This window comes from Bradyrhizobium sp., assembly GCF_027307225.1.
GTDB lineage: Bacteria > Pseudomonadota > Alphaproteobacteria > Rhizobiales > Xanthobacteraceae > Bradyrhizobium.
Map to the genome: position 1 here is coordinate 21,577 of NZ_DAHUXJ010000030.1, position 23,020 is coordinate 44,596.

General features: G+C 60.2%; 18 protein-coding genes, 1 tRNA gene and 2 pseudogenes. 9 read left to right on the plus strand and 12 right to left on the minus strand.

Features of this window, described 5'->3' with window-relative positions; genetic code table 11:
* Positions 1-25: 25 nt before the first annotated feature.
* The 5 genes from M6D32_RS05325 to M6D32_RS05345 all read right to left on the minus strand — a co-directional run bounded on the left by M6D32_RS05325 (position 26) and on the right by M6D32_RS05345 (position 5,689).
* The gene (locus tag M6D32_RS05325) at positions 26-1,591 is read right to left on the minus strand and encodes a radical SAM protein (protein ID WP_298254089.1); all 1,566 of its coding nucleotides are present in this window, start codon (positions 1,589-1,591) and stop codon (positions 26-28) included.
* Between the two features lie 105 nt (positions 1,592-1,696).
* Positions 1,697-2,572, minus strand: a complete 876-nt coding sequence (locus tag M6D32_RS05330) for a glycosyltransferase family 2 protein (RefSeq protein ID WP_298254091.1) — start codon at positions 2,570-2,572, stop codon at positions 1,697-1,699.
* 179 nt (positions 2,573-2,751) lie between these two features.
* Positions 2,752-3,498 carry an ABC transporter ATP-binding protein gene (locus M6D32_RS05335; protein ID WP_298254093.1) on the minus strand — a complete coding sequence of 249 codons (747 nt, stop codon included), beginning with the start codon at positions 3,496-3,498 and terminating at the stop codon, positions 2,752-2,754.
* On the minus strand, positions 3,498-4,268 hold the full coding sequence (locus M6D32_RS05340; RefSeq protein WP_298254094.1) for an ABC transporter permease: 771 nt from the start codon (positions 4,266-4,268) through the stop codon (positions 3,498-3,500). Before M6D32_RS05340 ends, M6D32_RS05335 begins: the two co-directional genes overlap by 1 nt.
* Positions 4,265-5,689, minus strand: a complete 1,425-nt coding sequence (locus M6D32_RS05345; RefSeq protein WP_298254096.1) for a hypothetical protein — start codon at positions 5,687-5,689, stop codon at positions 4,265-4,267. Before M6D32_RS05345 ends, M6D32_RS05340 begins: the two co-directional genes overlap by 4 nt.
* A 65-nt stretch (positions 5,690-5,754) precedes the next feature.
* Between M6D32_RS05345 and M6D32_RS05350 the strand changes: the two genes are divergently transcribed.
* Positions 5,755-7,020, plus strand: a complete 1,266-nt coding sequence (locus M6D32_RS05350; RefSeq protein WP_298254098.1) for an O-antigen ligase family protein — start codon at positions 5,755-5,757, stop codon at positions 7,018-7,020.
* Between the two features lie 93 nt (positions 7,021-7,113).
* Positions 7,114-7,812: an NUDIX hydrolase gene (locus M6D32_RS05355; protein ID WP_298254100.1), complete on the plus strand. Its 699-nt coding sequence runs from the start codon at positions 7,114-7,116 to the stop codon at positions 7,810-7,812.
* Here the strand turns inward: M6D32_RS05355 and M6D32_RS05360 are convergent.
* A pseudogene (locus M6D32_RS05360) lies at positions 7,700-8,007 on the minus strand (conjugal transfer protein TraD). The gene M6D32_RS05355 and the pseudogene M6D32_RS05360 overlap by 113 nt on opposite strands.
* A 171-nt stretch (positions 8,008-8,178) precedes the next feature.
* Here M6D32_RS05360 and M6D32_RS05365 point away from each other — a divergent pair.
* Both M6D32_RS05365 and M6D32_RS05370 read left to right on the plus strand, forming a co-directional pair.
* Positions 8,179-8,584, plus strand: a pseudogene (locus M6D32_RS05365) (MobA/MobL family protein); the annotation flags it as partial.
* Positions 8,585-8,715: 131 nt separating this feature from the next.
* Complete coding sequence (locus M6D32_RS05370) at positions 8,716-8,928, plus strand: AlpA family transcriptional regulator (protein WP_298254102.1); 213 nt, start codon at positions 8,716-8,718, stop codon at positions 8,926-8,928.
* A 179-nt stretch (positions 8,929-9,107) separates the two neighbouring features.
* Here M6D32_RS05370 and M6D32_RS05375 read toward each other — a convergent pair.
* From M6D32_RS05375 to M6D32_RS05385, 3 genes are all read right to left on the minus strand, one after another.
* A tRNA-His gene (locus tag M6D32_RS05375) sits at positions 9,108-9,184 on the minus strand.
* Positions 9,185-9,496: 312 nt separating this feature from the next.
* Positions 9,497-9,931 (minus strand): phasin, encoded by a 435-nt coding sequence (locus tag M6D32_RS05380; protein WP_298254104.1) that lies wholly within the window; start codon positions 9,929-9,931, stop codon positions 9,497-9,499.
* Positions 9,932-10,180: 249 nt separating this feature from the next.
* Entirely contained in the window at positions 10,181-10,558 is a 378-nt protein-coding gene (locus M6D32_RS05385; protein WP_298254177.1) for a phasin family protein, read from the minus strand.
* A 375-nt stretch (positions 10,559-10,933) separates the two neighbouring features.
* Between M6D32_RS05385 and M6D32_RS05390 the strand changes: the two genes are divergently transcribed.
* Complete coding sequence (locus tag M6D32_RS05390) at positions 10,934-14,152, plus strand: PAS domain S-box protein (RefSeq protein ID WP_298254106.1); 3,219 nt, start codon at positions 10,934-10,936, stop codon at positions 14,150-14,152.
* A gap of 45 nt (positions 14,153-14,197) precedes the next feature.
* Here the strand turns inward: M6D32_RS05390 and M6D32_RS05395 are convergent, their stop codons facing one another.
* Positions 14,198-14,968: an alpha/beta fold hydrolase gene (locus M6D32_RS05395; RefSeq protein ID WP_298254108.1), complete on the minus strand. Its 771-nt coding sequence runs from the start codon at positions 14,966-14,968 to the stop codon at positions 14,198-14,200.
* A gap of 145 nt (positions 14,969-15,113) precedes the next feature.
* On the opposite strand from M6D32_RS05395, the gene M6D32_RS05400 reads away from it, so the two are divergent.
* The 3 genes from M6D32_RS05400 to M6D32_RS05410 all read left to right on the plus strand — a co-directional run bounded on the left by M6D32_RS05400 (position 15,114) and on the right by M6D32_RS05410 (position 18,812).
* The gene (locus M6D32_RS05400) at positions 15,114-15,764 is read left to right on the plus strand and encodes a GntR family transcriptional regulator (RefSeq protein ID WP_298254110.1); all 651 of its coding nucleotides are present in this window, start codon (positions 15,114-15,116) and stop codon (positions 15,762-15,764) included.
* Positions 15,761-17,290: an aldehyde dehydrogenase gene (locus tag M6D32_RS05405; RefSeq protein WP_298254112.1), complete on the plus strand. Its 1,530-nt coding sequence runs from the start codon at positions 15,761-15,763 to the stop codon at positions 17,288-17,290. Before M6D32_RS05400 ends, M6D32_RS05405 begins: the two co-directional genes overlap by 4 nt.
* A 175-nt stretch (positions 17,291-17,465) precedes the next feature.
* Positions 17,466-18,812, plus strand: coding sequence for an MFS transporter (locus tag M6D32_RS05410; RefSeq protein ID WP_298254115.1), 1,347 nt, complete (start codon positions 17,466-17,468; stop codon positions 18,810-18,812).
* Between the two features lie 195 nt (positions 18,813-19,007).
* Here M6D32_RS05410 and M6D32_RS05415 read toward each other — a convergent pair whose 3' ends face one another.
* Both M6D32_RS05415 and M6D32_RS05420 read right to left on the minus strand, forming a co-directional pair.
* Positions 19,008-19,658 carry a 3-oxoacid CoA-transferase subunit B gene (locus tag M6D32_RS05415; protein WP_298254117.1) on the minus strand — a complete coding sequence of 217 codons (651 nt, stop codon included), beginning with the start codon at positions 19,656-19,658 and terminating at the stop codon, positions 19,008-19,010.
* Between the two features lie 97 nt (positions 19,659-19,755).
* Positions 19,756-20,463, minus strand: coding sequence for a CoA transferase subunit A (locus M6D32_RS05420; RefSeq protein ID WP_298254119.1), 708 nt, complete (start codon positions 20,461-20,463; stop codon positions 19,756-19,758).
* A 458-nt stretch (positions 20,464-20,921) separates the two neighbouring features.
* Between M6D32_RS05420 and M6D32_RS05425 the strand changes: the two genes are divergently transcribed.
* Entirely contained in the window at positions 20,922-22,862 is a 1,941-nt protein-coding gene (locus tag M6D32_RS05425) for an AsmA family protein (RefSeq protein ID WP_298254121.1), read from the plus strand.
* The last annotated feature ends 158 nt before the right edge of the window (positions 22,863-23,020 follow it).

Below are 23,020 nucleotides of genomic sequence, written 5' to 3' on the forward strand. Positions count from 1 at the left end.
GCGTTCTTCTCAATATCATTAGGAACTAATCGCCCAAGAGTTTCCGCTTCAAACGGATCGCCGACATCTGCTCGACATTGCGCCGCTCTGTTGCGCCGAATCTTCGCTCGACAAGCGAGAGATACGCCGGATTCCTGAAATAAGTCAGCCAAGCCTCGTCGCGAAATTTAAGAACTTCTGCGGCGGAAAGGTACTTCGTCCTCATCGGCTTGCTTTCGTACGACAGGAAAGCGAACGCCTCAAAACTGTCTGGCAACTCCCACCCGTTCTTTAGAGCGGTGTGATAAAGCGGACTACCGGGCAAAGCCTGGCAAGGGTACATGTTTGCCATCTCAGTGTTGAGCTCCAGCGCAAGATCGAGCGTCTCCTCCATTGTCTGGCGGCTGTCTTCGGGAAAACCGAAAATGTAGTTGCTGATAATGTTTATGTCGGCGCCACGGATGGTTTCGCAGATATCGCGAATATTGACATCCCAAAACGATCCCTTGGACACTTCCTGCCGAACCGTCTGATTTCCGGCCTCGACTCCCAGCGCCAGCCAATTTACGCCGGCCTTTTTGAACTTCTCAAGTGCATCAGCACGCACGGTGTCGATGCGCGAGTAGGTCCACATATTGAAGCCGTATTCGGATTGAATGCAGTCGTCGAGAATCGGAAGATAGTATTTTCGATTGAGGAAGAACATTTCATCGCTGATGCGAAGTGTTTTCACACCTAGACTCGCCAGCTTTCGCATCTGCCTCGCCACCCACTCCGGGCTCCAGAAACGCATGCCGCGCGAATGAGACGCGTTCGTTGCATCATCGTTATCGACGCGATTGACGATATTAATCATGCAGAAATTGCAGGCGAACTGACACCCGAGTGATGTGTAGATGGCGGCGAAAGGAGTCCTCTTGTTGTGGTCGAAACCGGCGTGCCAGAAATGCGCGCGATAGAGATCGAGCGGTCTTTCCTGGTAGGGCAGCAAATCCCAGGCATAGCCAGGTAAATCGATGTCCATACGTGACTGCGGAACGATGCTTTCGGGAGCGTTCAATATGAGATCGGGTGCAGCGCCATTTGGAATCTTGTAGCCTATGCCCTTGATCGATCGCAGGTCGTCCCCGAGATTGGACCGCAAAAGATTCTGTAGTGCGTAGACGCCCTCGTTGAGCAGCACGATGTCAACGCAGGGATAGGCTAGCACCTGCTTCGGTAACGCGCTGGTGTGGGAGCCGACGAAGCAGATCAGCGCTGAGATACCCGCGGCTTTCAACGCACCAGCGAGTTCAATCCCGCCAATCATGCTCGTTGTGCCGGAGTTTGGATTCTGGCCGTACAGCACCATCACCACGACGCGCGGCTTTGCGTCCTGGACCCGTTTGACGGCCGCCTCCAGCGACAAGCGTTCGGCGTCTGTATCAAGGATTCCTACGCCGAAGCCTTGGGCGCGACACGACTCGGCGAGCAGCAACGACCAAGTAGGCGGCTCCGTCGCCGCGAACGTCTTGGCTAGATCCTGATAGGCCTTCGCCGACGAATCTGGTGTTACGAAGAGCGCGTCCATACCCTGTCCACCAGACCTATATTTCCTTTCGAGATCGGCCACAACTAATTCTTGCAAACGTATGGACTATTTTCCGATATATTGCGGGCAGAGTTCGGGTCCGCCAGGGCCTCGGTAGCCATCCATTTGCGCGCCAAAGCGGGCCTCTCAACTCAATAGGTGTGAAAACCAATTGACGTAGTGCCGCGCGACCATGTAGCCAAACAGATAGGTTCGCCAGGTCGCCGGCAGATCGGAATCACATAAAAAGGCGCGGTAGCAAAGCGACACGATTCCGAAAAATCGCATTTGGGTCACAACCGGCGCTAGCGGGCGGGAACCCTCACGAGCGATTTTCCGGGAAACGTATTCAAACAGCCGATCAGCCTCCATCCGCCTTACCGGAGCAAGCGCAATAAAGGTGGCGTCGTCGCCAAACCTTGCCCGCTCGCGGTACGTCGCATCCAGAAGTTCGGGATTTGTCCGGTAATGAACGTGCTCGAAGACAATGTCCTCGACATAAATCATTCTGGGATAACCGCGACGCTCCAGGCGCCGGAATATGTCCATTAGGTGCACGTCGATAAATGCGCCCTTATAGATTCCTGGATACGGTTCCGCGAGAACCTCGCAGGTCTTCCGCGAGAGGACAGGAAATGTGCAAACCTTTTCGCCCTTGAAGAGGTCGTTCGGATATCCGAGATAGATTCCATCAACGTAGCGCTTGTCCAAGGCTCTGATTTTTTCATCCCATCCTTTGGTTCGGATGATGATGTCATCATTGACGGCAATGGTGATTTCGCCGGTGGCGTTCTCGAGACATATCGCGTTGTATGCCCCCATCGTCTGTCGCGGCACAATGATTGTTTTCAGCGCAATCCGGCTCGACGCAATGCAGTGGCTTGCGGGATCGTCGTCATCGACGCATAAGATTACTTCGATGAGTTCCGGATGGGCACTTTGCGCAGCTACACTTTGAAGAAAGCGCTCGACGAGTTGCGGCCGGCCGCGCGTTGGCAGAAGCAGCGAGATTCGCTTTTTCATGGTCTACCGGACATCGAACGGTGCGAGCGGATCTCCAGCTTTCTCAACAACATTGTCATTGCGACACCACCCGGAAGGCGAGCAAGTCCCTTGTATACTCTACGAAAAAAGTAGCAACGCCACGCGAGCATTGCAGCTCGCGCTCCTAGGACGCAGTCTTGGCGAATGTTAGTTCTCCATCATGCACCGATAGTTTCGACGATAAACTTCCGGTAGCATTCGATTGTCGCTGCGATCGGTCCCTGATGGACCACCTTACCCTCGTGCAGCCAGATGCCCTCGGCACACAGCTCCTGCAAACTGATCAAATCATGCGAAACCACGATCAACGTGCCACCCTGTGCCTGATAGTCGGCAAAATAGGTCGCGCATTTGGCCTGGAAGCTGGCGTCGCCAACCGCAAGAACCTCGTCGATAAGCATCACGTCGCGGTGTGCATGCGCAAGCACCGAGAAAGCCAGCCGGGCGGACATACCGGACGAATAGGTGCGCAACGGCAGATCAATCGCGGATTCGAGCTCGGAAAAGTCGACGATAGAATCGAATTTTTGCCGGATTTCGGCAAGGCGCAGACCGAGGATCGAGCCGTTCAGGTAGATATTCTCCCGCCCGGTGAGGTCCGGGTGGCAACCAGCCCCAAGCGCGAGCATACCGCCGATATTTCCTTTGCGCCTGATTTCACCTCGGTCCTGCTCGATCGTACCGAGTATCAGGCTCAACAGCGTGCTCTTGCCTGTTCCGTTATGGCCGACGACGCCGAGCGACCGCCCCGCCTCGATCGTGAAGCTGACGTCTTGCAAAGCCCAGTTTCGTGCAAAGCGTCCGCGCTCTGCCGACACCCGCCTCCCGACCAAGCGCTCCTTGATTCCGAGCCTGGCGTGATTGTGGTAGGTCTTCCACACGCCATTAACATCGATCACAGGCATCAAATCAACTCCGCAATGCGCCCTGCCAAACGGCGATAGACCCATGCGGCGACGAGCGAGAATGCCAAGATCCAGCCAATCACGCTGGCGATGTGCCCCAGTGGAAGAACATCGCCGGCAAATACGATGCGCCAGCTATCGATGAGCCAATAAGCTGGATTGAGTTTGAAGTAGGCCCGGTATTCCACCGGCACCATACTCAAGGGGTAGACCATCGGTGTTACAAAGAAGAAGACCGAGAACATGATTCCGACAAGATACTGGATATCCCGCACATAGACGTTGAGTACCGCGCCGATCACGGTAATCGGGAATACGAAAAATGCTTGCAGCACCAGCATCATGGGAAGTTGCCAAAGCAGCGGGACGGCGTGAATCTGCTCACTACTAAGCGCGATGAAGACGAATACCACCGGAATGGCTAGCACGAAATGCGCCATTTCCTGCAGCACGTTGCTGCAGGGCAAGATCAATTTCGGCAATTTGACATGGCGGACTAGCGAGAGATTGTTGGTGAAGCTGCCCGTTCCCTGGATCGCAGCCTGGCTCAACCAAGCCCAGGGAAACATACCGGTGAGTATGAAGACAGTATAGTTCTCCATCTGAACACGCATGATGAACTTGAAGGCAACCCAATACACGAATGCGAACGCGAAGGGATTCGCGATCGCCCAGAGATAGCCGAGTACACTGCGCTTGTAGCGAACCTTGAGCTCCTTGAGCACCAACAGATAGAGCAACTCGGCGGTCTGAAGATTGCGTCCTATCAACCGACTTGCTCCAGACTATTCATGACACGGTGCAACTGCTCGATCAACGCGTTGTTACGAACGGTGACACGTTCGTTGTATGATTTCATTCTAGGCTCGACGAATTGTCTGAGCCGGGTGCGGTCGGCGTACATCTCGTATAGCTCGACGATGGACATCTTGTTTTCAAGGACGAAACAGACGTCCTCGATCGGGTTCTGACGATAGTGACGGGTCAGGATCGGCAGATTGTAATCGACCGACAAGGCTCGGAAGATTCGCGTCGGGCTTGAATATGGCCACGTTCGCGTCTGAGGCGGATGAAGCGAATAAGCACCTCGTTGGATCGGTTTTCCGGAGGCAAGCGCGGCAAAGGGAAGCGACAAGCACGAGCCGAATACGTTATGCAAACCCAACGAGGTGAGTTGACGGTTAAGTCGATCAATCCACCACTGGCGATAGCGAGTGACGGACCCGGTTATCTCGATAAATAGCTTCTTACCCACCATCAGATTATCGATGACGTCCCGTTCTTCAAGTTCTGGATAGAGCACTCCCAAGCACAGCAATGCCTTCCCGTCAAAGCCGAGTTCCGGGGATAATCCGCCTACGATCCCCTCGTGGCTGGTGATGATGGCGTCCGCATAGCGCAGAAAGGCTTTCAGGCCCAGATAGCGCATGTGGAAGTAGACCGTCCGTTGATTGCGGTTCAGGAACGTGGTCATTCCGTGAGGCGTCCGCCTTCCTGCAAGCTTTTTTACCCCCCAATGCAGGGTATCCAGCAGAATGTGCAAGCCCAGTAGCGGCGAATAGCACAACAGCTTAAGGACATGATGCAGCCCGATCGGGCCGAAGTCGTCGCGCACCGTTCGAAGGTAAACGTCGAACAGAGCGATCACGGCAGCTTCTGCCGGCCCGCCGAAATGATTGAAGGACTCCACACCCCACTTGCGAACGACGAATTCGGTCAGGATGAAAATGATCTTGCCGTGCGGGTAAGCCTTCTTGAAGGCCACCATTCGATGATTCTCGACGTAATTCGTGAATTCGTCGATCACAAGGTTCACGGCAAGGGGGTCGAGAGCCGAGGAAACCGTCACACGGATGCCGCGTTGCTCCATCAGCTTGGTGATCAACACTAGATAGTCCTCGATTCCATCCGGCTTGCCGTGATTGCCGACATAAAGGTTTAAATTCGTCTCCATTGCCATATCTGTTTTTTCCTGCGTGATCGCAGCTACATCTCGGTCGACGAGCTTTTTGGATTTGTCGTGCCGAGGCTGGTCTCCTCGAGCATTAGATTGATAGCGGATAATTGAGCCTTTTGGCACCTTACGCATGTGGGTAGCGAGCGTTTGAAGAATACGAGGTAACTGGGCAAGCGATGGGTCAAGGTATGATGCTTCCGTCCAATTTTGTTTGAGACCCGATCGCTTTGTCATTATTGTTTATCCTGGCCCGTGCCACAACTCAAAGGCGATCGAAGCGTCTTGGCGAATTTCTACCCGTGAAAGACTTGCTCCCGCGACTGGATGCCTTCCGGACATCCCACGTCTGGTTTGTCGTCGCCGACACACTCGCTATCCTGCTCGCGGCCGTGCTGCCCTGGTCAACTTCAATTTTTCTGATCCTCTTGATTCCGTTCGTTGCGATGGTCTGCGGGAGCGTGGACGTCGCCACATTCCGGCGCTCTTTCGAACGAGCACCATCGTTGGTCTCGATCGGCTTTCTGATTCTAGCTCTGCTGGGCCTGCTGTGGTCGGAAGCAACGTGGTCCGAGTGCTTCCACGCCGTAGGGCAGCTTGTGAAATTCTCCGCGCTTCCGCTCTTCCTTTACTATTTTGAACGGTCTGCGCGTGGCACCTGGGTGCTCGGGGCGCTTTTCATCTCATGCGGGCTGCTCATGATCTATTCCTGGATCATTACGGTCGAGCCGACTTGGGCTTTGAAAACCGGCCGATGCTGCGGTGAAGATTACGGCGTTCCCGTAAGAAACTACATTGATCAGAGCCAGGAATTCAGTCTCTGCCTCTTAGCGCTGATTTCGGCATCATTGTACAGCATCGAAAACGGGTTTTGGAAGCGATGCATCGCGCTTGCGCTCGGGACGCTGCTTTTCGCGACCAATCTTATCTTCGTTGTAACTTCGAGGACGGCCATCGTCTGTATTCCGCCGCTGCTGCTCCTAATCGCATGGAGGCATGGAAGGATGAGCGGCGTTCTGGCGGCGTCAATTTTCGGAAGCCTGGTTCTTGCGGCAGCCTGGTTCGCTTCTCCTCATCTGCGCGAACGCATTATGTCCGTTCAATCGCAGTACACCGAATATCGTCAGGCCGATGTTCCATCCTCGGTTGGCAAGAGAATCGAGTTCTGGCGCAAATCAGTCCGATTCTTCGACGAAGCTCCGCTGTTCGGTCACGGAACGGGATCAATCCACGCACTGTTCCAATCGGACGCGATCGGCCGCTCTGGGACCTCGGCAGAAGTCATTGCCAATCCCCATAACCAGACTCTCAACGTCGCGGTACAGTGGGGCATTCCAGGCTTGATAGTCCTTTACGTTCTCTGGCTTGTTCATCTACGAATGTTCCTGGGCGTAGGATTGATCGCGGAGATAGGCTTCTTGGTGGTTGCTCAGAACGTGGTTGGCTCGCTATTTAACTCCCATCTATTCGACTTCTTGGAAGGCTGGCTCTACGTACTTGGTGTGGGTGTCACCGGCGGTATCCTGGCAAAGCACCTGGACAAGCGCCCGCATCGCGCATCTTTGTAATTGAGTGCCGCTGCGGACGACCTATCTCCCAAGCCGCGTCGGCCCAGCCGATATTTACGAGATAACGGAAGGGCCATGAGAGGACCAATCCAATTGGAAGACGACGCAAACGAATGGCGAATTTGGCTAACGGAGAACGCCAAGCGCGGCATCGACTTTTTAGCTAAGACGATTGCGGCGACGGTCGCAAAGAGGGTGGCGGCTTCCTCCTTGAAATGGATCGAAGATAGTTCATCGCCCGCCGGCGATTCCTGGCCCAGGATCACAAAGCGCTTGGTGGCTAAAATTTCCCCTTGGGTCGATCTCGTTGCACGTGAGGTTGAATTCTCACCACGAACCGGGTCGCAAACGTATCATTCCGTCGCGACGTTTGATTATGTGATCGTGCTGGCTGTCACGCCGGACGGCCGAATTCCCCTCGTTCGCCAATATCGACCTGCTGTGGAGGGTATGACACTGGAGCTACCAGCCGGAACTGTCGATACCGGCGAAGATCCCGCGGCAACGGCAATTCGCGAGTTACTGGAGGAAACTGGCCTCCCGAGCAAGGCCGTTCATCTTCTTGGCATCAACAAAACCGACGCCGGTCGCCTGAGTAACCGGGTATACTCCTACTTCGTTCGTGCCGGTGATCAAATCGCAGGATTCAGGCCCGAGGAAGGCGTCGCGGTGGGATTTGTTACACCGTCTGAGCTTGTTGGAGCCGTTCGATCCGGTGAATTAGATGCCCAAGCGGATCTCGGCACCATTCTGTTAGCTGAACTATTTGGCCACCTCGTGCTGCGATACTGAAAAAAAATACAGTCGAGAAAGCAGCGGTTGTCTCGGCCAGTAAGATCAGCGCGCCCGCCAGTTCGTTGGCGTTAAGCGCGTCTGCCCCGGTGGCGATGACCAGTTCACCGAGCTGCTGCACCTTCCGGCTCTTGAGATCGCGCGCCTTGTCCTGAAGTGCTTCAGTTCTCCGTCGAAATCCCGTGGCTTCCGCATAATCGTCTCCATAAGCGTTGATGGAGAAATGATAGTCGAGCGTCCGGCACAATGCTGTAAGGTCGTCAGGACGGCCTGGGACGCGGTAGTCCCGCCCGAGAATTTTTCGAGGGAGGGCGCGCTTATACGTCGTTCCGACGTGCGCTTCGCTGTGCCACTAATCCGATCGCGATGGCGATCTATCATCTTCACGTCAAGGTCATTGGCCGCAAGTCCGGGTCAAGCGCGGTGGCGGCGGCCGCCTACCGCTCCGCCTCGCGGCTGCGCGACGAGCGCCTTGAGCGGAGCCACTACTTTTCCGGAAAGCGCGGCGTCGTCCATTCCGAGGTGATGTTGCCAGAGAATGCGCCCGAGGCGTGGCGCGGCCGCGAACGGCTCTGGAAAAATGTCGAAGCCTTCGAGGTCCGAAAAGATGCCCAGCTCGCCCGCGAGGTCGAATTCGCCATTCCACGAGAGATGACACAGGCTCAGGGCATCGAACTCGCCCGCGACTTCGTTCGGGGCGAATTCGTGGGTCGAGGCATGATCGCCGATCTCAATGTGGGACATGGCCGAGGATGGCATGCCCAAACCCCATGAATCCATCCGATTTGCGGCCGGCTCTACGCCACAGTACGAGGACGCGAAAATCTCTCTTGCGCGCCAGCAACGACCCTCCCTGTCTGGGTCAGCAACAGTCAGACGCAACCAGCAGAAGGCAACGCGGCCATGCACGAACCAGACCGTATCATCCGCTTGAAAAGCGTCCTCGCCCGGACCGGACTGTCCCGCTCCACCATCTACCGCAAGATTGCCGAGGGAACGTTCCCGCCGCAACTCAAGATCAGCACCAACGGGACCGGCTGGCATGAGTCGGACGTCAACTGCTGGATTGCCGATCCAATCGGATGGCGTTCGAAGCAAGAGTTCGATGCGGTCTAACGAGGCTTATCAAACACAGCGCCGGCCGACGACGTCATATCAACCTGGCACTCGCGATCGACCAGCCATCACAATCGAGTGTCATCTCAATTTACAAGCAATGCGCTGCGCGATGGTAGCTACGTGGTAGCTACCCCGGTTCACAAATCCCGCGATTTTTGCTAACCATCTGAAATTCTTGGTACAGTTGGGTGGGCTCGAACCACCGACCTCCTGTTCCACAGACAGGCGCTCTAACCAACTGAGCTACAACTGCATCCTGATCGGCCCCAAAATGGGGGGCGAGACGGGCGGGAAACTAGAGCATGATCCGGAAAAGTGGAAGCCGGTTTTCCGAAAAGCTTGCCCTTGGGCTTGACCCGGGGGATCACGCTCAAACAACCATCCAAAGCGCGATCATGGTTGCCGCAGATATCGCGCTTTAGATGCAAGCCTGGGCTTTGGCAAGACCTGAGCAAGGGCTCGCAAAGGCAGTCCGGCAGGCGGTTCTCTACCTCATTCCTCGCACCCACCCGATAAAAAACCCGGGCCCTTCGGCCCGGGTTTTTTGAGCTGGTCGCGTTGCCAATCAGGCAGCGGGCTTGAACAGCTTGTTGGCGTTGGCCTTGATCGGCTCGACAGTCTCAGAGGCGACCTTCTGCGACAATTCGGTGAGCTCCTTGCTCCAGGCCGAGAACGTCTCGAACTGCTTCTTGGCGTGGGTGGTCCAGAGCTCGAGCGCCTCAGACGGGGTCTTCACGCCAACCAGCTCCTGCGCGAAATCGAGCGAAGAAGAGGTGTTGGCCTTGAGGATTTCCATCATCTTGGCCGAGTACTCGCTGAAGCCCCTGCTGGCATTGGAGAACACCGCTTCCATCGTCGAGTTGTTGCTCTCGGCAACGTCCTTGAAGCGGGCATAGTTGTCGCGCGCCTGGGAAACGCCTTTCTCCGCGAAAGCGCGAACTTGCTCGGGGACCTCGAACGGAATGATGGAAGCAGAGAATGGATCGTTGGAACTGGCCATGGCACGTATCCTTCGCATCTGGGGGGTGAACGCGGGGGTGATCTCGTGCGCCTCCGGCAGCCTTCCGGAAAACGACGGCAGGATCACTGAGACGGAAATGCCCACTCGGGGCGCTTAAGAGATAAGCACATTATCATGGCAAATTTGTGCAACGCACCTAAATTGCTGCAAAATGCCGCAAATAAAACTCAACGCCGGCGCCCGGAACAATGGACGCCGGCGAGATGTGGAACTAAGCCATTATGGGGTTTACGTTTTCGGTCTCGCCGCGTCCATGGCGGTGCGGCTGACGATCTGGCCCATTTCGCTCGCCTGCTCGCCCAATGCCCGCATCTGCGCCTGCACGTATTCGCGCTGCAACCGCATGACCTCGCTGAGGTCTTTGGCATGCAGCAGGGCCTCGGCATGGTCGAGCGAAGCCTGGACGTTTTTCTCAGCGTATGAAAGCGCCATCGCGCTGGCGTCCTTGGCTCCGGCGCCAACGCTTGCCGTGCGCGCCGAAAGTGAATCGCTGGCCGTTTGCGCGCTGGAGATGAATTTCTCGAAGGCCTGGCGCGCCTGGGCGACACTCGCTTCCGCCATCGACCGGATGTTCTTCGGAATATCGAAATGCCCGTTCTCGTTCATGGTTGAGTTCATGATGGACCTCCCGGTTGGCACTTGATTGCCATCAGGCGGCAACGCGACTCTCGCGAGAAGGTTCAGCGGCGGTGGAGTGGATTTGACATTCGCCCACCGCACGACAGCGAGCCTGGAAAGCGAATGTCAAATCCCAAACTCCACCCAAGTCTTAGATCTGCTAGCGGTCCCGAGATTCTAACATTCGCAAAGGTGGCCGCTGAGAAGGGATGCGAATGTGAGAATCGGACCGCTAGTTAAGGTTATCCAGCCTTTCGAGGCTGATCGCATGCCCTGGCCGTGGACCTGCCAGAGCCAGGAGGCGATACTAACGATCTGTTAACGCTGTCATGTTCGGCAGCTGAACCCGACGCCACCGGTGCGATGCAGACTTTCGAACTCAAGGTGCGAGGCCCTGACGATTCGCGGCTGGCGGTGCATGCCATAAGCGCCCTGCCCGCCTGGCTGTGGTCGGCCGACGGCATCAGGGTTTTGTGGGCCAATCCGGTTGGCGCGCAGGTGTTTGGCGCCGCGAACAGCGCCCGCCTCGCCGCTAGGGTTTTTGGCCCGGCGGATGCCCATCGCCGTCAGGTCGCGCAACTCGCGCATCGGCTTCCGCCGAACGGCGCCATCCGCCTGGAGCGGCTGCGCGGTTTCGGCTCTGTCCTTACACTCGTCACCTGCGCCTGTGCACGGCTCGAATTTGCCGACGGCAACGCGGGCATTCTGATCACGGCGATCGAGCCCGTGGGCCGCGCGATGCCGCTGCGGGAGCGCTTGCTGCGGCTGGTCGAGGACATGGACGAGCCGGTCGCGGCTTTCGAGGCTGACGGCACGCTGGTTGCCGCCAGCCATGCGGCTGGCTTCGCCGGCCTCGATCATCTTTCGAGCGTCGGCCTCGACGAGGCGCGCCAAATCGCCTTGAACGAAGGCCGCGCCGAGGTGCCGTTTGGCGACGGACAGATGAGATTGGTGCGCGTCGGCAACCGCGCCGAGGTCGGCCTGTTTGCCATGATCGTTGCCGCTGCGATTCCTGCCACGCCGGACGACGCCGAATTCGAAATGGTCGATTGGCTCGACGCCAGTTCCGAACCGGCGGCGATTCCAGCCCAAGCCGCGGCTGAAACGGCGACGGATTTGCATGCCGGCGAGCGCCTCGACGAGCTTCCACGAAATGAAACTCCCAACGCCGCGCCGCCGGCGCTTGAAAGGCCTTCTTCGTCCGAGGCCGAAGGACCGACGACGGCGCAGCCACGGCGCTATCCGCTGCGCTTCATGTGGCAGATGGATGCAGACGGCCGCTTCTCGCTTGGCTCCGACGCCTTCACCCGCCTGATCGGCGTGCGCGCCGCCGCCGGCTTTGGCCGTCCGTGGCAAGAGATCGCGGAGGTCTTCGACCTCGATCCGGAGGGACTCGTCGTCAAGGCGATCGCCACGCGCGAAACCTGGAGCGGCATCACCTTGAACTGGCCGGTCGACGACGGCAGCCGCTTGGCGGTCGAAATGTCCGGCCTGCCGATCGACGATACGCAGGGCAATTTTATCGGCTATCGCGGCTTTGGCGTGTGCCGGGATCCCGATTGCCTGGCGCGGCTGGAAGCGCTGCGCAGTCAGGAATTCTTCAACGATCCGCCATCAGCGGACATGATGTCGCCCGAAATTGGCCTCGCGCTTGCGGGAACCTGGCCGCCTCTGCCTCACATTCCCGACACAAGCGCTGATTCGACCGAACCTGCCCCTTTGACTGCACCTTCGCCTGAGACAACCCAACCAACCGATCTGGAAGCGCCGGTGGAACCATCCAACGAAAGCCAGGAAGCGCCGGAGCAGGCCTCGCCGAACGTGGTGCCGTTCCCCCTCACCGAGGCGCGCCCACCGGTCCTGACGCCGGTTGAAAACAGCGCCTTCAACGAACTCGCCCGGCAATTGTCGGCGCGGCTCGAGGGCGAGGGCGCGCACGAAACGGCCGGGCCATCGGAAGCGGCTCGGGATGCGGCCGCCTCGCCGCCCGCGGAAGCCACACCTTCGAACGCAGCCGCCGAGCCGCCGACGTGGCTCGCCGAGCCCGAACCGCCGGCACGCGCGGAGAGCAAGCGCGATCGGACGCTGCTCGACCTGTTGCCGACCGGCGTGCTGATCTATCGGCTCGATCGTCTGCTTTACGCCAACCACGCTTTCCTTGACCGCATGGGATATCCGAGCCTGCACGCGCTGGAGCAGGCCGGTGGCGTCGATGCGCTCTATGTCGAGCCAGGTGTCTCCAACGCCAGCAGCACGTCGGATACCGGCACGCCAGTGAAAATCTCGTCGCCCGAAGCGCCTTCCAGGGGTGCCATCGAAGGACGGCTTCATACCATCGACTGGGACAACGACAGCGCGCTTGCACTGATCTTCGGCGGCGTCGCCGCGATCGAACACCCTGCTCCCGTGCGCCCTGCGGTCGAACCGCCGATAGCTGAAGCGCCAGCCCCGGAGGAGCCATCCGCGGTCGGGCACGCCAATGCGGAAGAACTCGCCGCCATTCTCGACACCACCGCCGACGGCATTTTGATGTTCGACGCCGAAGGCAACATCAGTTCCTGCAACCGCAGCGCGGAAGCGCTGTTCGGTTATGACGGCGAAGAGCTGGTGCAGCGGAATCTGACCGCGCTGTTTGCGCCGGAGAACGAGAGCGTGGTCCGGAATTATCTCGACAGCATCAGCGGCGATGGCGTGGCGAGCCTGCTCGAACATGGCCGCGAAGTGCTGGGCCGCGTCAGCGGCGGCGGTCTCATTCCGATGTCGATGACCATGGGCCGCACGCAAGCGCACGGTCCGAACTTCTTCGCGGTGTTCCGCGATCTGTCGGAGCTCAAGAACAGCGAGAGCGAGCTACGCGAAGCGCGGCGGCTTGCCGATGGCGCCGCCAACGTGAAGGCCGATCTTCTGGCACGGATCAGCCACGATATCCGCGCGCCGCTCAACGCCATCATCGGCTTTGCCGAAGTGATGATCGGCGAGCGTTTCGGCAACCTCGGCAACGAACGTTATGTCGAATACATGAAAGACGTGCGCGCCTCCGGCCAGCGCGTGGTCGCGGTCATCGACGATCTCACCAACCTCAGCCGCATCGAGACCGGCAAGCTCGACCTTGCTTTCACCAACCAGAACCTCAACGACATGGTCGAAAGCTGCGTCGCGATGATGCAACCGCGTGCCAACCGCGAGCGCATCATCATCCGCACCTCGCTGGCGCAGATGCTGCCGCCGGTGATGGCCGACGGTCCTGCGCTGCGCCAGATCACGATGAACCTGATCGGCAATTCGATCCATCTCGCCAATACCGGCGGCCAGGTGATCGTATCCACCGCGCTGACCGACTTCGGCGAGGTCGCCTTGCGCATTCGCGATACCGGCCAGGGGCTCAACGACAACGAAGTGGCGGCGGCGATGGAGCCGTTCCGCGCCCAAGCCCCGCTCGATCAATCGCAGGAGGCCGCGGTCAGCCTGTCGTTGACCAAGGCGCTGGTCGAAGCCAACCGCGCGCAGTTCAACATCAAGACCGGCGCGCGTTCCGGCACCCTGGTCGAAGTGGTGTTTTCGCGGGCGATGGCGAAGGCTTGAAGCGCGGCACACGGGCTTAAGCCGTCTCGGCCGGCTTAAGCGGCCTTAAAGAACATCCGCGATCGCATCGAGGAAGGCGCGCGGCGCCTGCAATTGCGGGACGTGCGCGCAACCGGCGAGGATTTTAAGCCGCGCGTTCGGCAATAATACCGCCAGTTCATGCGACATCGGCGGCGGTGTTGCCTCGTCATGTTCGCCGACCAGCACCAGCACGGGCACTTTCACCTTCGACAACTCCGCACGAAGGTCGAGTTCGGCGAGTTGGCCACACGCGGCCTGCAGCACTTGCGGATCGGTTTTCAAAAAGGCTTCCCGGCGGTCGTGCATCAGGTCGGGATGGGCGGCCTGGAATTCCGGCGCAAACAGCCGGCGCATCGCGACGTCGGTGATCGCGGCAAGGCCCTTGGCCTTGGACGCCGCCGCCATGTTGCGGAAGGCTTCGCGTCCGGCTTCCGAGAAAGCCGCGCCGCAATCGGCGAGAATGAGCTTGCTGGCGAGGCCGGGATGGCGGATCGCCATCTGCAGCGCGACGAAGCCGCCATAGCCGTTGCCGAGCACGATGGCCTTGCCTCCGTCGGCCGCATCCCTGACCGCGTCCGCCATCCGGTCGGCCACGGCTGCAAGCCCGCCCTCGACCGCCTTTGAGCCGCCAAAGCCCGGCAGTTCCGGCACGATCACGCGGTGCGAGCGCATCAGCTCGGGCTCGATCGCGGCAAAACTCGCCCGGTCCGACAGCAGCGAGTGAAACAGAAACAGCGGCGCCCCCTCGCCGGACACCGCCGCATTCACCGTGCCGTTGGCAAACAATCGATCCATGCGGAGCTCTCTTTTTGTGTTCGGGGTCTGGCGGGCCGTCGGTGGAACCGATTGATAGAACAAAGCACACACTTTTCAAGCCAAGATTGCTTGACGTGATATTTCACGAATGCAAAGAAGGGCCAGAATTTCCGCGGATTTCGCCATGCTCTTGCGCGACAATGTCTACGAAAGCCTTCGTGGTGATATATTGAGTTGCCGGCTCGCGCCGGGCGACGACATGCGCGAGCAGGACTTGGCCTTGCGCTATGCGGTCAGCCGCCAGCCGGTCCGCGAGGCGCTGCTGCGGTTGGAGCGCGAGCACCTTGTTACGGTGCAGCCGCGCCAGGGCTACCGCGTCAATCCGATCTCGCTCTCGGACGCGCGCGACCTGTTGCGGTTTCGGCTGGCGCTGGAGCCGGCCTGCGTCACGGAGGCGATCGAGCACGCGCCGGACAAGACCCTCAAGGCGCTCGACGACTACCGGCGCTTCACCGGCGATCATGAGGATTTCATCGCCTATAACCGCGCCTTTCATTCGGCGCTGGCCTACGCCTCCGGCAATCGTCGCATGGCGGGCGCCTTGTGCGACCTGATCGGACAGGCCGATCGTCTGGTGCGCGTCAGCCTCGCCAATATCCGCGATCATGATCCGACCCGGCTCGTCGGCGAACATATTGAGTTGATCGAGGCGATGCAGCGGCGCGACCGGCGGCGCGCCTCGCACCTCATCAAAACCCACATCCGTCAAACCGAAAAACGCGTGCTGCCGGCGCTCAAGCGCAATGCGGTGATCGTCGAGGAGAAAAACACATGAATGTCCCAGCCAAGCCGGGCTCCGCATCGGTCGAAATCCACGGCAATTTCGTCGACGGCCGCGAGGTCGAGGCGGGCACCGGCGCGATGCTCGACGTGCGTAATCCCGCAACCGGCGAGGTGATCGCGCAGATCCCGAATTCGACCGCCGAGGATATCGACCGCGCCATGAAAAGCGCGCGCGCGGCGTTCGAAGGCAAGGAATGGGGCGGCATGGACCTGCGCGCCCGGGCGCGCCTCGTCAACAAGCTCGCCGACGCATTCGAGGCCAATCTGGGCGAGCTCTACAAGCTCGAAACGCTCAACAATGGCCGTCCCGTCAACGAGACGCGGGCGCAGTTGTCGCGCCTGCCGGACTTCTTCCGCTATTTTGCCGGGCTGGCGCTGGCGCGGCGCGATGCGGTGATCCCGGTCGAGGGCTCCTACCTGAACTATACCCTGCGCACGCCGATCGGCGTCGTCGCCAACTGCACGCCGTTCAACCATCCGCTGATGATCCTGTGCAAGTCGCTCGCCGCCGTGCTGGCGTCCGGCTGCGTCACCGTGGTCAAGCCATCGGAATACACCCCGCTGACGACGTTGCGGCTGGCGAAAATCTTCAGCGAGGCTGGCCTGCCGCCGGGCGTGTTCAACATTGTCAACGGCCTCGGCCAGAGCGCCGGCAAGATGCTCGCCGAGCACGGCGATATCGACAAATTGGTGCTGACCGGCGGCACCGAAGCCGGCCGCATCGCCGGAAGTGCGGCGGCAAAGGTGTTCGCGCACCAGACCATGGAGCTTGGCGGCAAGACGCCGGTGATGGTGTTCGACGACTACGACATCGATCGCGCCGTGAACTATGCCGCGTTCGGCGCGTTCATCGGCGCCGGCCAGACCTGCATCTGCGCCTCGCGCCATCTGGTGCAGGCCTCGATCTATGACGAATTCGTCGCCAGGCTGAAGGCCAAGACCGAGACGATCCGGATCGGCGATCCCTCCGATCCCGCAACGCAGCTCGGTCCCGTCATTTCGGCGCGCCAGCGCGATCGCGTGTTGTCCTATTGCAAATTCGGCCATGAAGATGGTGCGCGCCTCGTCGCCGGCGGCGTGGCGCCAAAAATCGCCGGCTTCGAGAATGGCTATTTCGTCGAGCCGACGGTGTTTGCGGACGTGAAGTCCGACATGCGCATCTTCCAGGAGGAAGTGTTCGGGCCCTTCACGTCCGTGACGCCATTCAAGGACGAGGACGAGGCGCTCCGGCTCGCCAACGATTCACCCTTTGGCCTTGCGGCTGCGATCCGCACCCGCGACGTCGCGCGCGCCCATCGCGTCGCCAGCCGCGTAAAATGCGGCATCGTCTGGATCAACGATCACCACCGGCTCGATCCGGCCTCGCCCTGGGGCGGCGTCGGCGATTCCGGTGTGGGCCGCGAATGCGGCACCGAGAGCTTCGACGACCATTTCAGCGTCAAGAGCGTGATGGTCGCAACCAACGACGCGCCGTTCGACTGGTACCGCGACACGGCCGGACAGCGCCGATTGAACTGAAGCTTGACCCCTTCTCCCCGCTTGCGGGGAGAAGGTTGGGATGAGGGGGAGTCGACGTATATGCGAACTGTCGAAAATGCCCCTCACCCGGATCGCGCGAAAACGCGATCCGACCTCTCCCCGCAATGCGGGGAGAGGTGAAAGAGTAAAAGACATTTAAGAAGGGGGAAACTTCATGGCTCAAGCAGTAAACGCCGGTGCGCGTCTCGACCGGCTGCCGATCTCGCCGTTTCACTATCGCATCTTCGCCCTGATCGCCGCCGGGATGTTCTTCGATGGCTACGACCTCTATGTGGCGGGCGGCGTGCTGGCCTCGCTGATCCAGTCGAAATTTTCGACCCTGCCGCATAATCTCCAGTTCATCTCGCTGACCTTTGTCGGCATGACGATCGGCTCACTGATCACCGGCTTTGTCGGCGACAAATTCGGACGCCGCTTCACCTACCAGATCAACCTGCTGATCTTTGGCCTCGCCTCTCTGGCCGCGGCTTTCTCGCAGGACATGACCCAGCTCATCGCCTGCCGCTTTGTGCAGGGACTTGGGTTAGGGGCCGAAATCGTGGTGGGTTATTCGACCATGACCGAATTCGTCCCGCCGAAAATGCGCGGGCGCTGGCAATCGATGATGGCCTTCATCGTGGTGGCCGGCTTCCCCATGACCTCCCTGCTCGGCTATCTCATCATCCCGAGTTTCGGCTGGCGGCCGATGTTCGTCATCGCCGGCATCGGCTCACTGATCGTCTGGTACCTGCGCAAGAATCTGCCGGAATCGCCGCGCTGGCTCGAAGCGCAAGGCCGGCTTGAGGAGGCCGAAACGCTGATGCAGGTGATCGAGAAGGAAGCTTCAGGTGGAAAGCCGCTGCCGCCGGTCGTGATACCGCCGCCGGTCGCACAGGTCGCTGCCAGCGATCTGATCAAGCCGCCGCTGCTACAGCGCATGGTCGTCGGCTCCTGGGTGCTGATCTCGATCAACACGCTGATCTTCGGCTTCGTGATCTTCCTGCCGCAGTTCTTCCTGCGTCAGGGTCTGACGATCACGAACTCGCTGGCCTACACGCTGGTGCTGTCGGCCGCCTCGCTGGTCGGCTGCCTGCTCGGCGCATGGTCGTCCGACGCGATCGGCCGGCGCTGGAGCATCATCGGAGCCTCGGTCGTCACCATCTTCGCCGGCTATATCTATGCCCGGTTCGACGCGGCCTCCGACCCTGCGATCGTGCTCGCCGTCGGTTTCGTGCTGGTCGTCGCGATCTACGTGCAGACCGCGATTCTCTACGGCGTCTATCCGCCGGAATTGTTTCCGACCGAGATCCGGCTTCGCGCCAACGGCATCTGCAACTTTTTCGGCCGCGGCGCCACGGTGATCTCGCCCTTCATCGTCGGTAGCCTGATGGCGTCCTACAGGTTGCCGGGCGTGATCTGGCTGATGATCGGTCTGGTCGTGATCCAGATCCTGGTGGTGTGGGCCTGGGGCGTCGAACCGCGCAATCGCGGGCTGGAGGATGTCGCCAAGGCGAACGCGTGAGGCACCAAGGTCGGTCGTCCCGGCGAACGCCGGGACCCATAATCACTGATCGAGGTTTGGACCGACCTGGAGCCCCAGCTTTGTCAACGACATGCGTCTGTGGTTATGCATGCTTGAATAGCGCTCGTGCACCGTCCCGGCTCAGCACTCACTTCGTTCGCTTGGCCGGGACGACGATAGAGATTTGTTGTCGTCTTACGCGTTCTTCAGCGCAACCCGAAACTCGGCTTCGGTCTTCGCCTTCACCTCGTCGAGCGTGACGCCGTCGGCGAGCTCGATCAGCGCCATGCCGTCCTTGCCGTGCTTGTCGATGGTGAAGACGGCGAGGTCCGTCACCACCATGTCGACCACATGTTCGCCGGTGAGCGGCAGGGTGCACTTCTTCAGAAGCTTCGCGCCGTCCTTGGCGGAATGCTCCATCACCACCACGACGCGCTTGACGCCGGCGACGAGGTCCATCGCGCCGCCCATCCCCTTCACCATCTTGCCGGGGATCATCCAGTTGGCGAGGTCGCCGTTCTGCGCGACCTGCATCGCTCCCAGAATGGACAAATCAATATGGCCGCCGCGCACCATGCCGAAGGAATCGGCCGAGGAGAAGTAGGCGGTCGAGGGCAATTCGCTCACCGTCTGCTTGCCGGCATTGATGAGATCGGGATCTTCCTCGCCTTCATACGGGAACGGCCCCATGCCGAGCATGCCGTTCTCGCTCTGCAGCGAGACGTCGATGCCGTCGGGAATGTAGTTGGAAACCAGCGTCGGAATGCCGATGCCGAGATTGACGTAATAGCCGTCACGCAGCTCCTTGGCGGCGCGGGCAGCCATCTGTTCACGGGTCCAGGCCATTGGCTCTTCTCCTATCGCGGTAGCTTTATTTTGCGCATGATCTTCGCGCAAACGCGACGCGTTTGTCGCGGGGAAAACCGGTTCCCACTTTTCCCGATCATGCCGCTGGCCGCGGGCGGGTGTTGCGGAATTCGATGCGCTTGTTGGCGGTGCCGACCTCGATGATGCGCTTGACGAAGATGCCGGGCGTATGGATGTGGTCCGGATTGAGCTGGCCGGCGGGCACCAGCTGTTCGACTTCGGCCACCGTGACCTTCGCTGCGGTCGCCATCATTGGATTAAAATTCCGCGCCGTCTTGCGGTAGACCAGGTTGCCGGCGGTATCGCCCTTCCAGGCGTGGACGATGGCGAGGTCGGCGACCAAGCCGCGCTCCATCAGATATTTCTCACCGTCGAATTCCTTCACTTCCTTGCCTTCGGCGATTAGCGTGCCGACGCCGGTCTTGGTGTAGAAGGCTGGAATGCCGGCGCCGCCGGCGCGGATGCGCTCGGCGAGCGTGCCTTGCGGATTGAATTCGAGCTCGAGTTCGCCGGCGAGGAATTGCTGGGCGAACAGCTTGTTCTCGCCAACATAGGACGAGATCATCTTCTTGATCTGGTGCGTCTCGAGCAGGCGCGACAAGCCGATACCGTCGACGCCGACATTGTTGGAGACGACTGTCAGATTTTTCACGCCGCTATCGCGGATCGCGTCCGACAAGGTCTCGGCGATGCCGCAGAGGCCGAAACCTCCGGACATGATCATCATGCCGTCCTTGAGGATGCCGTCGAGTGCCGATTTGGCGTCGGGATAAACCTTTTTCATGCGTTACGACCTGATGGAGGAAATGCGCTCGATGTGCGAGCCGCTGACGACTATTAGGCGAAATCTTCGCAGTGCGTCAATGAGGCCTTGGGCGGCCTCGCGCGTGGTAGGACGACGCGTTTGACGCGTAGCTTTTTCTCCCTCCCCCGCGAGCGTAAGCGAGTGGTGGGGAGGGTCGATGCGAGTGAAACGAGCATCGGGGTGGGGGTGCAGAAGAGCGCCCACCCCCGGCTCGCTCTTGCTCGCCGACGCTCCCCGCAAGCGGGGAGAGGGAGAGCCCTCCCAACGGCCTTGAAAGCGTCAAGAAAAAACAGCAAGTTGCCGCTTCTTGGAGGGGTGGCAGGCGGTGTCCTGCCCGCTTCCGCAGGCGGCGGCCCATTCGACCTCGTACCGATTTAACGCTTTCGGTTCCAACGAGGCTAACCGGATTTGGACATTTATTGGATTTTCCATTGACGATGGCCCAGAGAACGAGGCGCCTCGCGATGCCGGTCGCGGCTCTGATCGGCCTGGCGGTGGTCGCGATGATCGCCTCGAGCTGGCTGCTCAACCGCGACGCCCTGCGCAAGGCGGTCGAGGCGCAGATCCGCGCCGTCACCGGGCTCGACCTGGTGGTCGCGGGCAACACCGATATCTCGGTATTCCCGGCGAGCTATGTCTCCTTCCATGACGTCGGCTTGAAGGGTGGCGCCGGCGCCGATCCCGCGCTCACCGTCGACGTGCTGACGGCGAACTTGCGGCTATTGCCGCTTTTGTTGCAGCGTTTCGAGATCGCCGACGTGATGATGCTGCGGCCGCGCATCCGGGTGGTCCGCGACATCACCGGCGACAGCAACTGGACGCCATTCGTCGGCACCATCACCCGCACCATGAAACCCGGCGCGGAGAACCAGCTGTCGTTCTCGGAGATCCGCATCCAGGACGGCATCCTGACCTATGAGGACCCGGTTCGCCAGGTCAACGAGAAACTTGACGACATCGACCTGTCGCTGGCGTGGCCGTCGATTTCGCGTTCCTTCGGCGCAACCGGGCAATTCGACTGGCGCGGCGAGCGCGTCGACGGCAGCATCTCGATCGGCGATTTCCTCGCTGCGCTGTCCGGCGACCGTTCGACCGTCAAGGCGCGGCTCTCCAGCGCGCCGTTGAAACTCGCCTTTGACGGCACGGCCGCCAACAAGACCAGCCTGATGATGGACGGCACGATGACGGTCGATTCGGCCTCGTTGCGCAACGCGCTGCGATGGACCGGACAGATCCCGCCGGGCAATGGCGGGTTCGGCCGTTTCGCGCTGAAGGCCCGCGCCAATGTCGTCGGCGGCGCGATCGCGCTCACCAATGTCAATGTCGAGCTCGACGGCAACGTTGCCGAAGGCGTGATGACCTACACCAATAACGGCCGGCAGTCGCTGCAGGCGACACTCGCCGCGGACAACCTCGACTTCACGCCCTACATCTCGACCTTTCGCCTGCTCGCGAGCGGCGCGCACGACTGGAACCGGCAGCTGTTCGATCTGAATTCGCTGTCGGCGACCGATCTCGATATCCGCCTCTCCGCGGCCAAGGTCACGATCGGCCCCTCGAAGCTCGGGCGCACGGCGATCGGCGCCAACTTGCGCAACGGCGCGCTGGCGCTAAGCGTCGGCGAGGCGCAGATCTATGGCGGCATCGCCCGCGGTTCGTTCGCGCTCGCGCGCGCCGACTCGTTCGCCGACGTGAAGGCGCAATTCCAGTTCACCGATGTCGATCTGCAGGCCTGTGCCAGCGAGCTATTCGGCTTCAGCAAGCTATCCGGCCGCGGCAATCTCGGCGTCTCGCTCTCCGCCGCCGGCTCCAGCCCGTTCGGGCTCGCGCAGTCGCTCGACGGTACCGCGACGCTGACTGGGCATGACGGCGCCATCGCCGGGTTCAACGCCGAGCAATTGCTCAAGCGGCTCGAGCGCCGGCCGCTGTCGGGCACCGGCAATTTCCGCTCGGGCTCGACGCCGTACACCAATCTCAATGTCGCACTGAAATTCGCCGACGGCGTCGCCACGCTCGACGATGTCCAGATCGAAGGGCCGGCGCATATCACGCTGACCGGCACCGCCTCGGTCCCCCAGCGCGAATTCGACATGAAGGGCACGGCGAGCCTGATCACCGGCGATGGCAAACCCGGCTTCGAATTGCCGTTCGTGGTGCAGGGCCCGTGGGACGATCCCCTGATCTTCCCCGATCCCGACGCCCTGCTCCGCCGTTCGCCGGCGACCGCACCGCTGCTCAATGCGGTGAAAGATCCGAAGGCCCGCGATGCCGTACGCTCCGTGATCGAGCGGCTGACCGGCGCCAAGGTGCCGGACAGCGCGATGCCCGCCAATGCGCCGTCGGACAAGGCGCCGGCAGCGAGCGCGAAGGCGAATTGAGCCTTGCCGAAGAGCCCCGCCATGCGTGGGGATTTCTGACCGCCAAACCTGATCGCGGTGGAACCCCGGCTCTTCGAGTGCGTTGGAAGCGGTCAACCGTCATCCGCCAGTGTGGCGGTTCAGCCGCAAGTTCGTCATAGGAACTTCAAATTCAAAGG

What these genes read in the sequence shown, in the direction of transcription:
- M6D32_RS05345 (WP_298254096.1), bottom strand. Translation starts at nt 5,689, where the DNA reads ATGACAAAGCGATCGGGTCTCAAACAAAATTGGACGGAAGCATCATAC.
- M6D32_RS05335 (WP_298254093.1), bottom strand. Translation starts at nt 3,498, where the DNA reads ATGCCTGTGATCGATGTTAATGGCGTGTGGAAGACCTACCACAATCAC.
- M6D32_RS05405 (WP_298254112.1), top strand. Translation starts at nt 15,761, where the DNA reads ATGAATGTCCCAGCCAAGCCGGGCTCCGCATCGGTCGAAATCCACGGC.
- M6D32_RS05410 (WP_298254115.1), top strand. Translation starts at nt 17,466, where the DNA reads ATGGCTCAAGCAGTAAACGCCGGTGCGCGTCTCGACCGGCTGCCGATC.
- M6D32_RS05370 (WP_298254102.1), top strand. Translation starts at nt 8,716, where the DNA reads ATGCACGAACCAGACCGTATCATCCGCTTGAAAAGCGTCCTCGCCCGG.
- M6D32_RS05390 (WP_298254106.1), top strand. Translation starts at nt 10,934, where the DNA reads ATGCAGACTTTCGAACTCAAGGTGCGAGGCCCTGACGATTCGCGGCTG.
- M6D32_RS05380 (WP_298254104.1), bottom strand. Translation starts at nt 9,931, where the DNA reads ATGGCCAGTTCCAACGATCCATTCTCTGCTTCCATCATTCCGTTCGAG.
- M6D32_RS05425 (WP_298254121.1), top strand. Translation starts at nt 20,922, where the DNA reads ATGGCCCAGAGAACGAGGCGCCTCGCGATGCCGGTCGCGGCTCTGATC.
- M6D32_RS05420 (WP_298254119.1), bottom strand. Translation starts at nt 20,463, where the DNA reads ATGAAAAAGGTTTATCCCGACGCCAAATCGGCACTCGACGGCATCCTC.
- M6D32_RS05330 (WP_298254091.1), bottom strand. Translation starts at nt 2,572, where the DNA reads ATGAAAAAGCGAATCTCGCTGCTTCTGCCAACGCGCGGCCGGCCGCAA.
- M6D32_RS05415 (WP_298254117.1), bottom strand. Translation starts at nt 19,658, where the DNA reads ATGGCCTGGACCCGTGAACAGATGGCTGCCCGCGCCGCCAAGGAGCTG.
- M6D32_RS05395 (WP_298254108.1), bottom strand. Translation starts at nt 14,968, where the DNA reads ATGGATCGATTGTTTGCCAACGGCACGGTGAATGCGGCGGTGTCCGGC.
- M6D32_RS05385 (WP_298254177.1), bottom strand. Translation starts at nt 10,558, where the DNA reads ATGAACGAGAACGGGCATTTCGATATTCCGAAGAACATCCGGTCGATG.
- M6D32_RS05400 (WP_298254110.1), top strand. Translation starts at nt 15,114, where the DNA reads ATGCTCTTGCGCGACAATGTCTACGAAAGCCTTCGTGGTGATATATTG.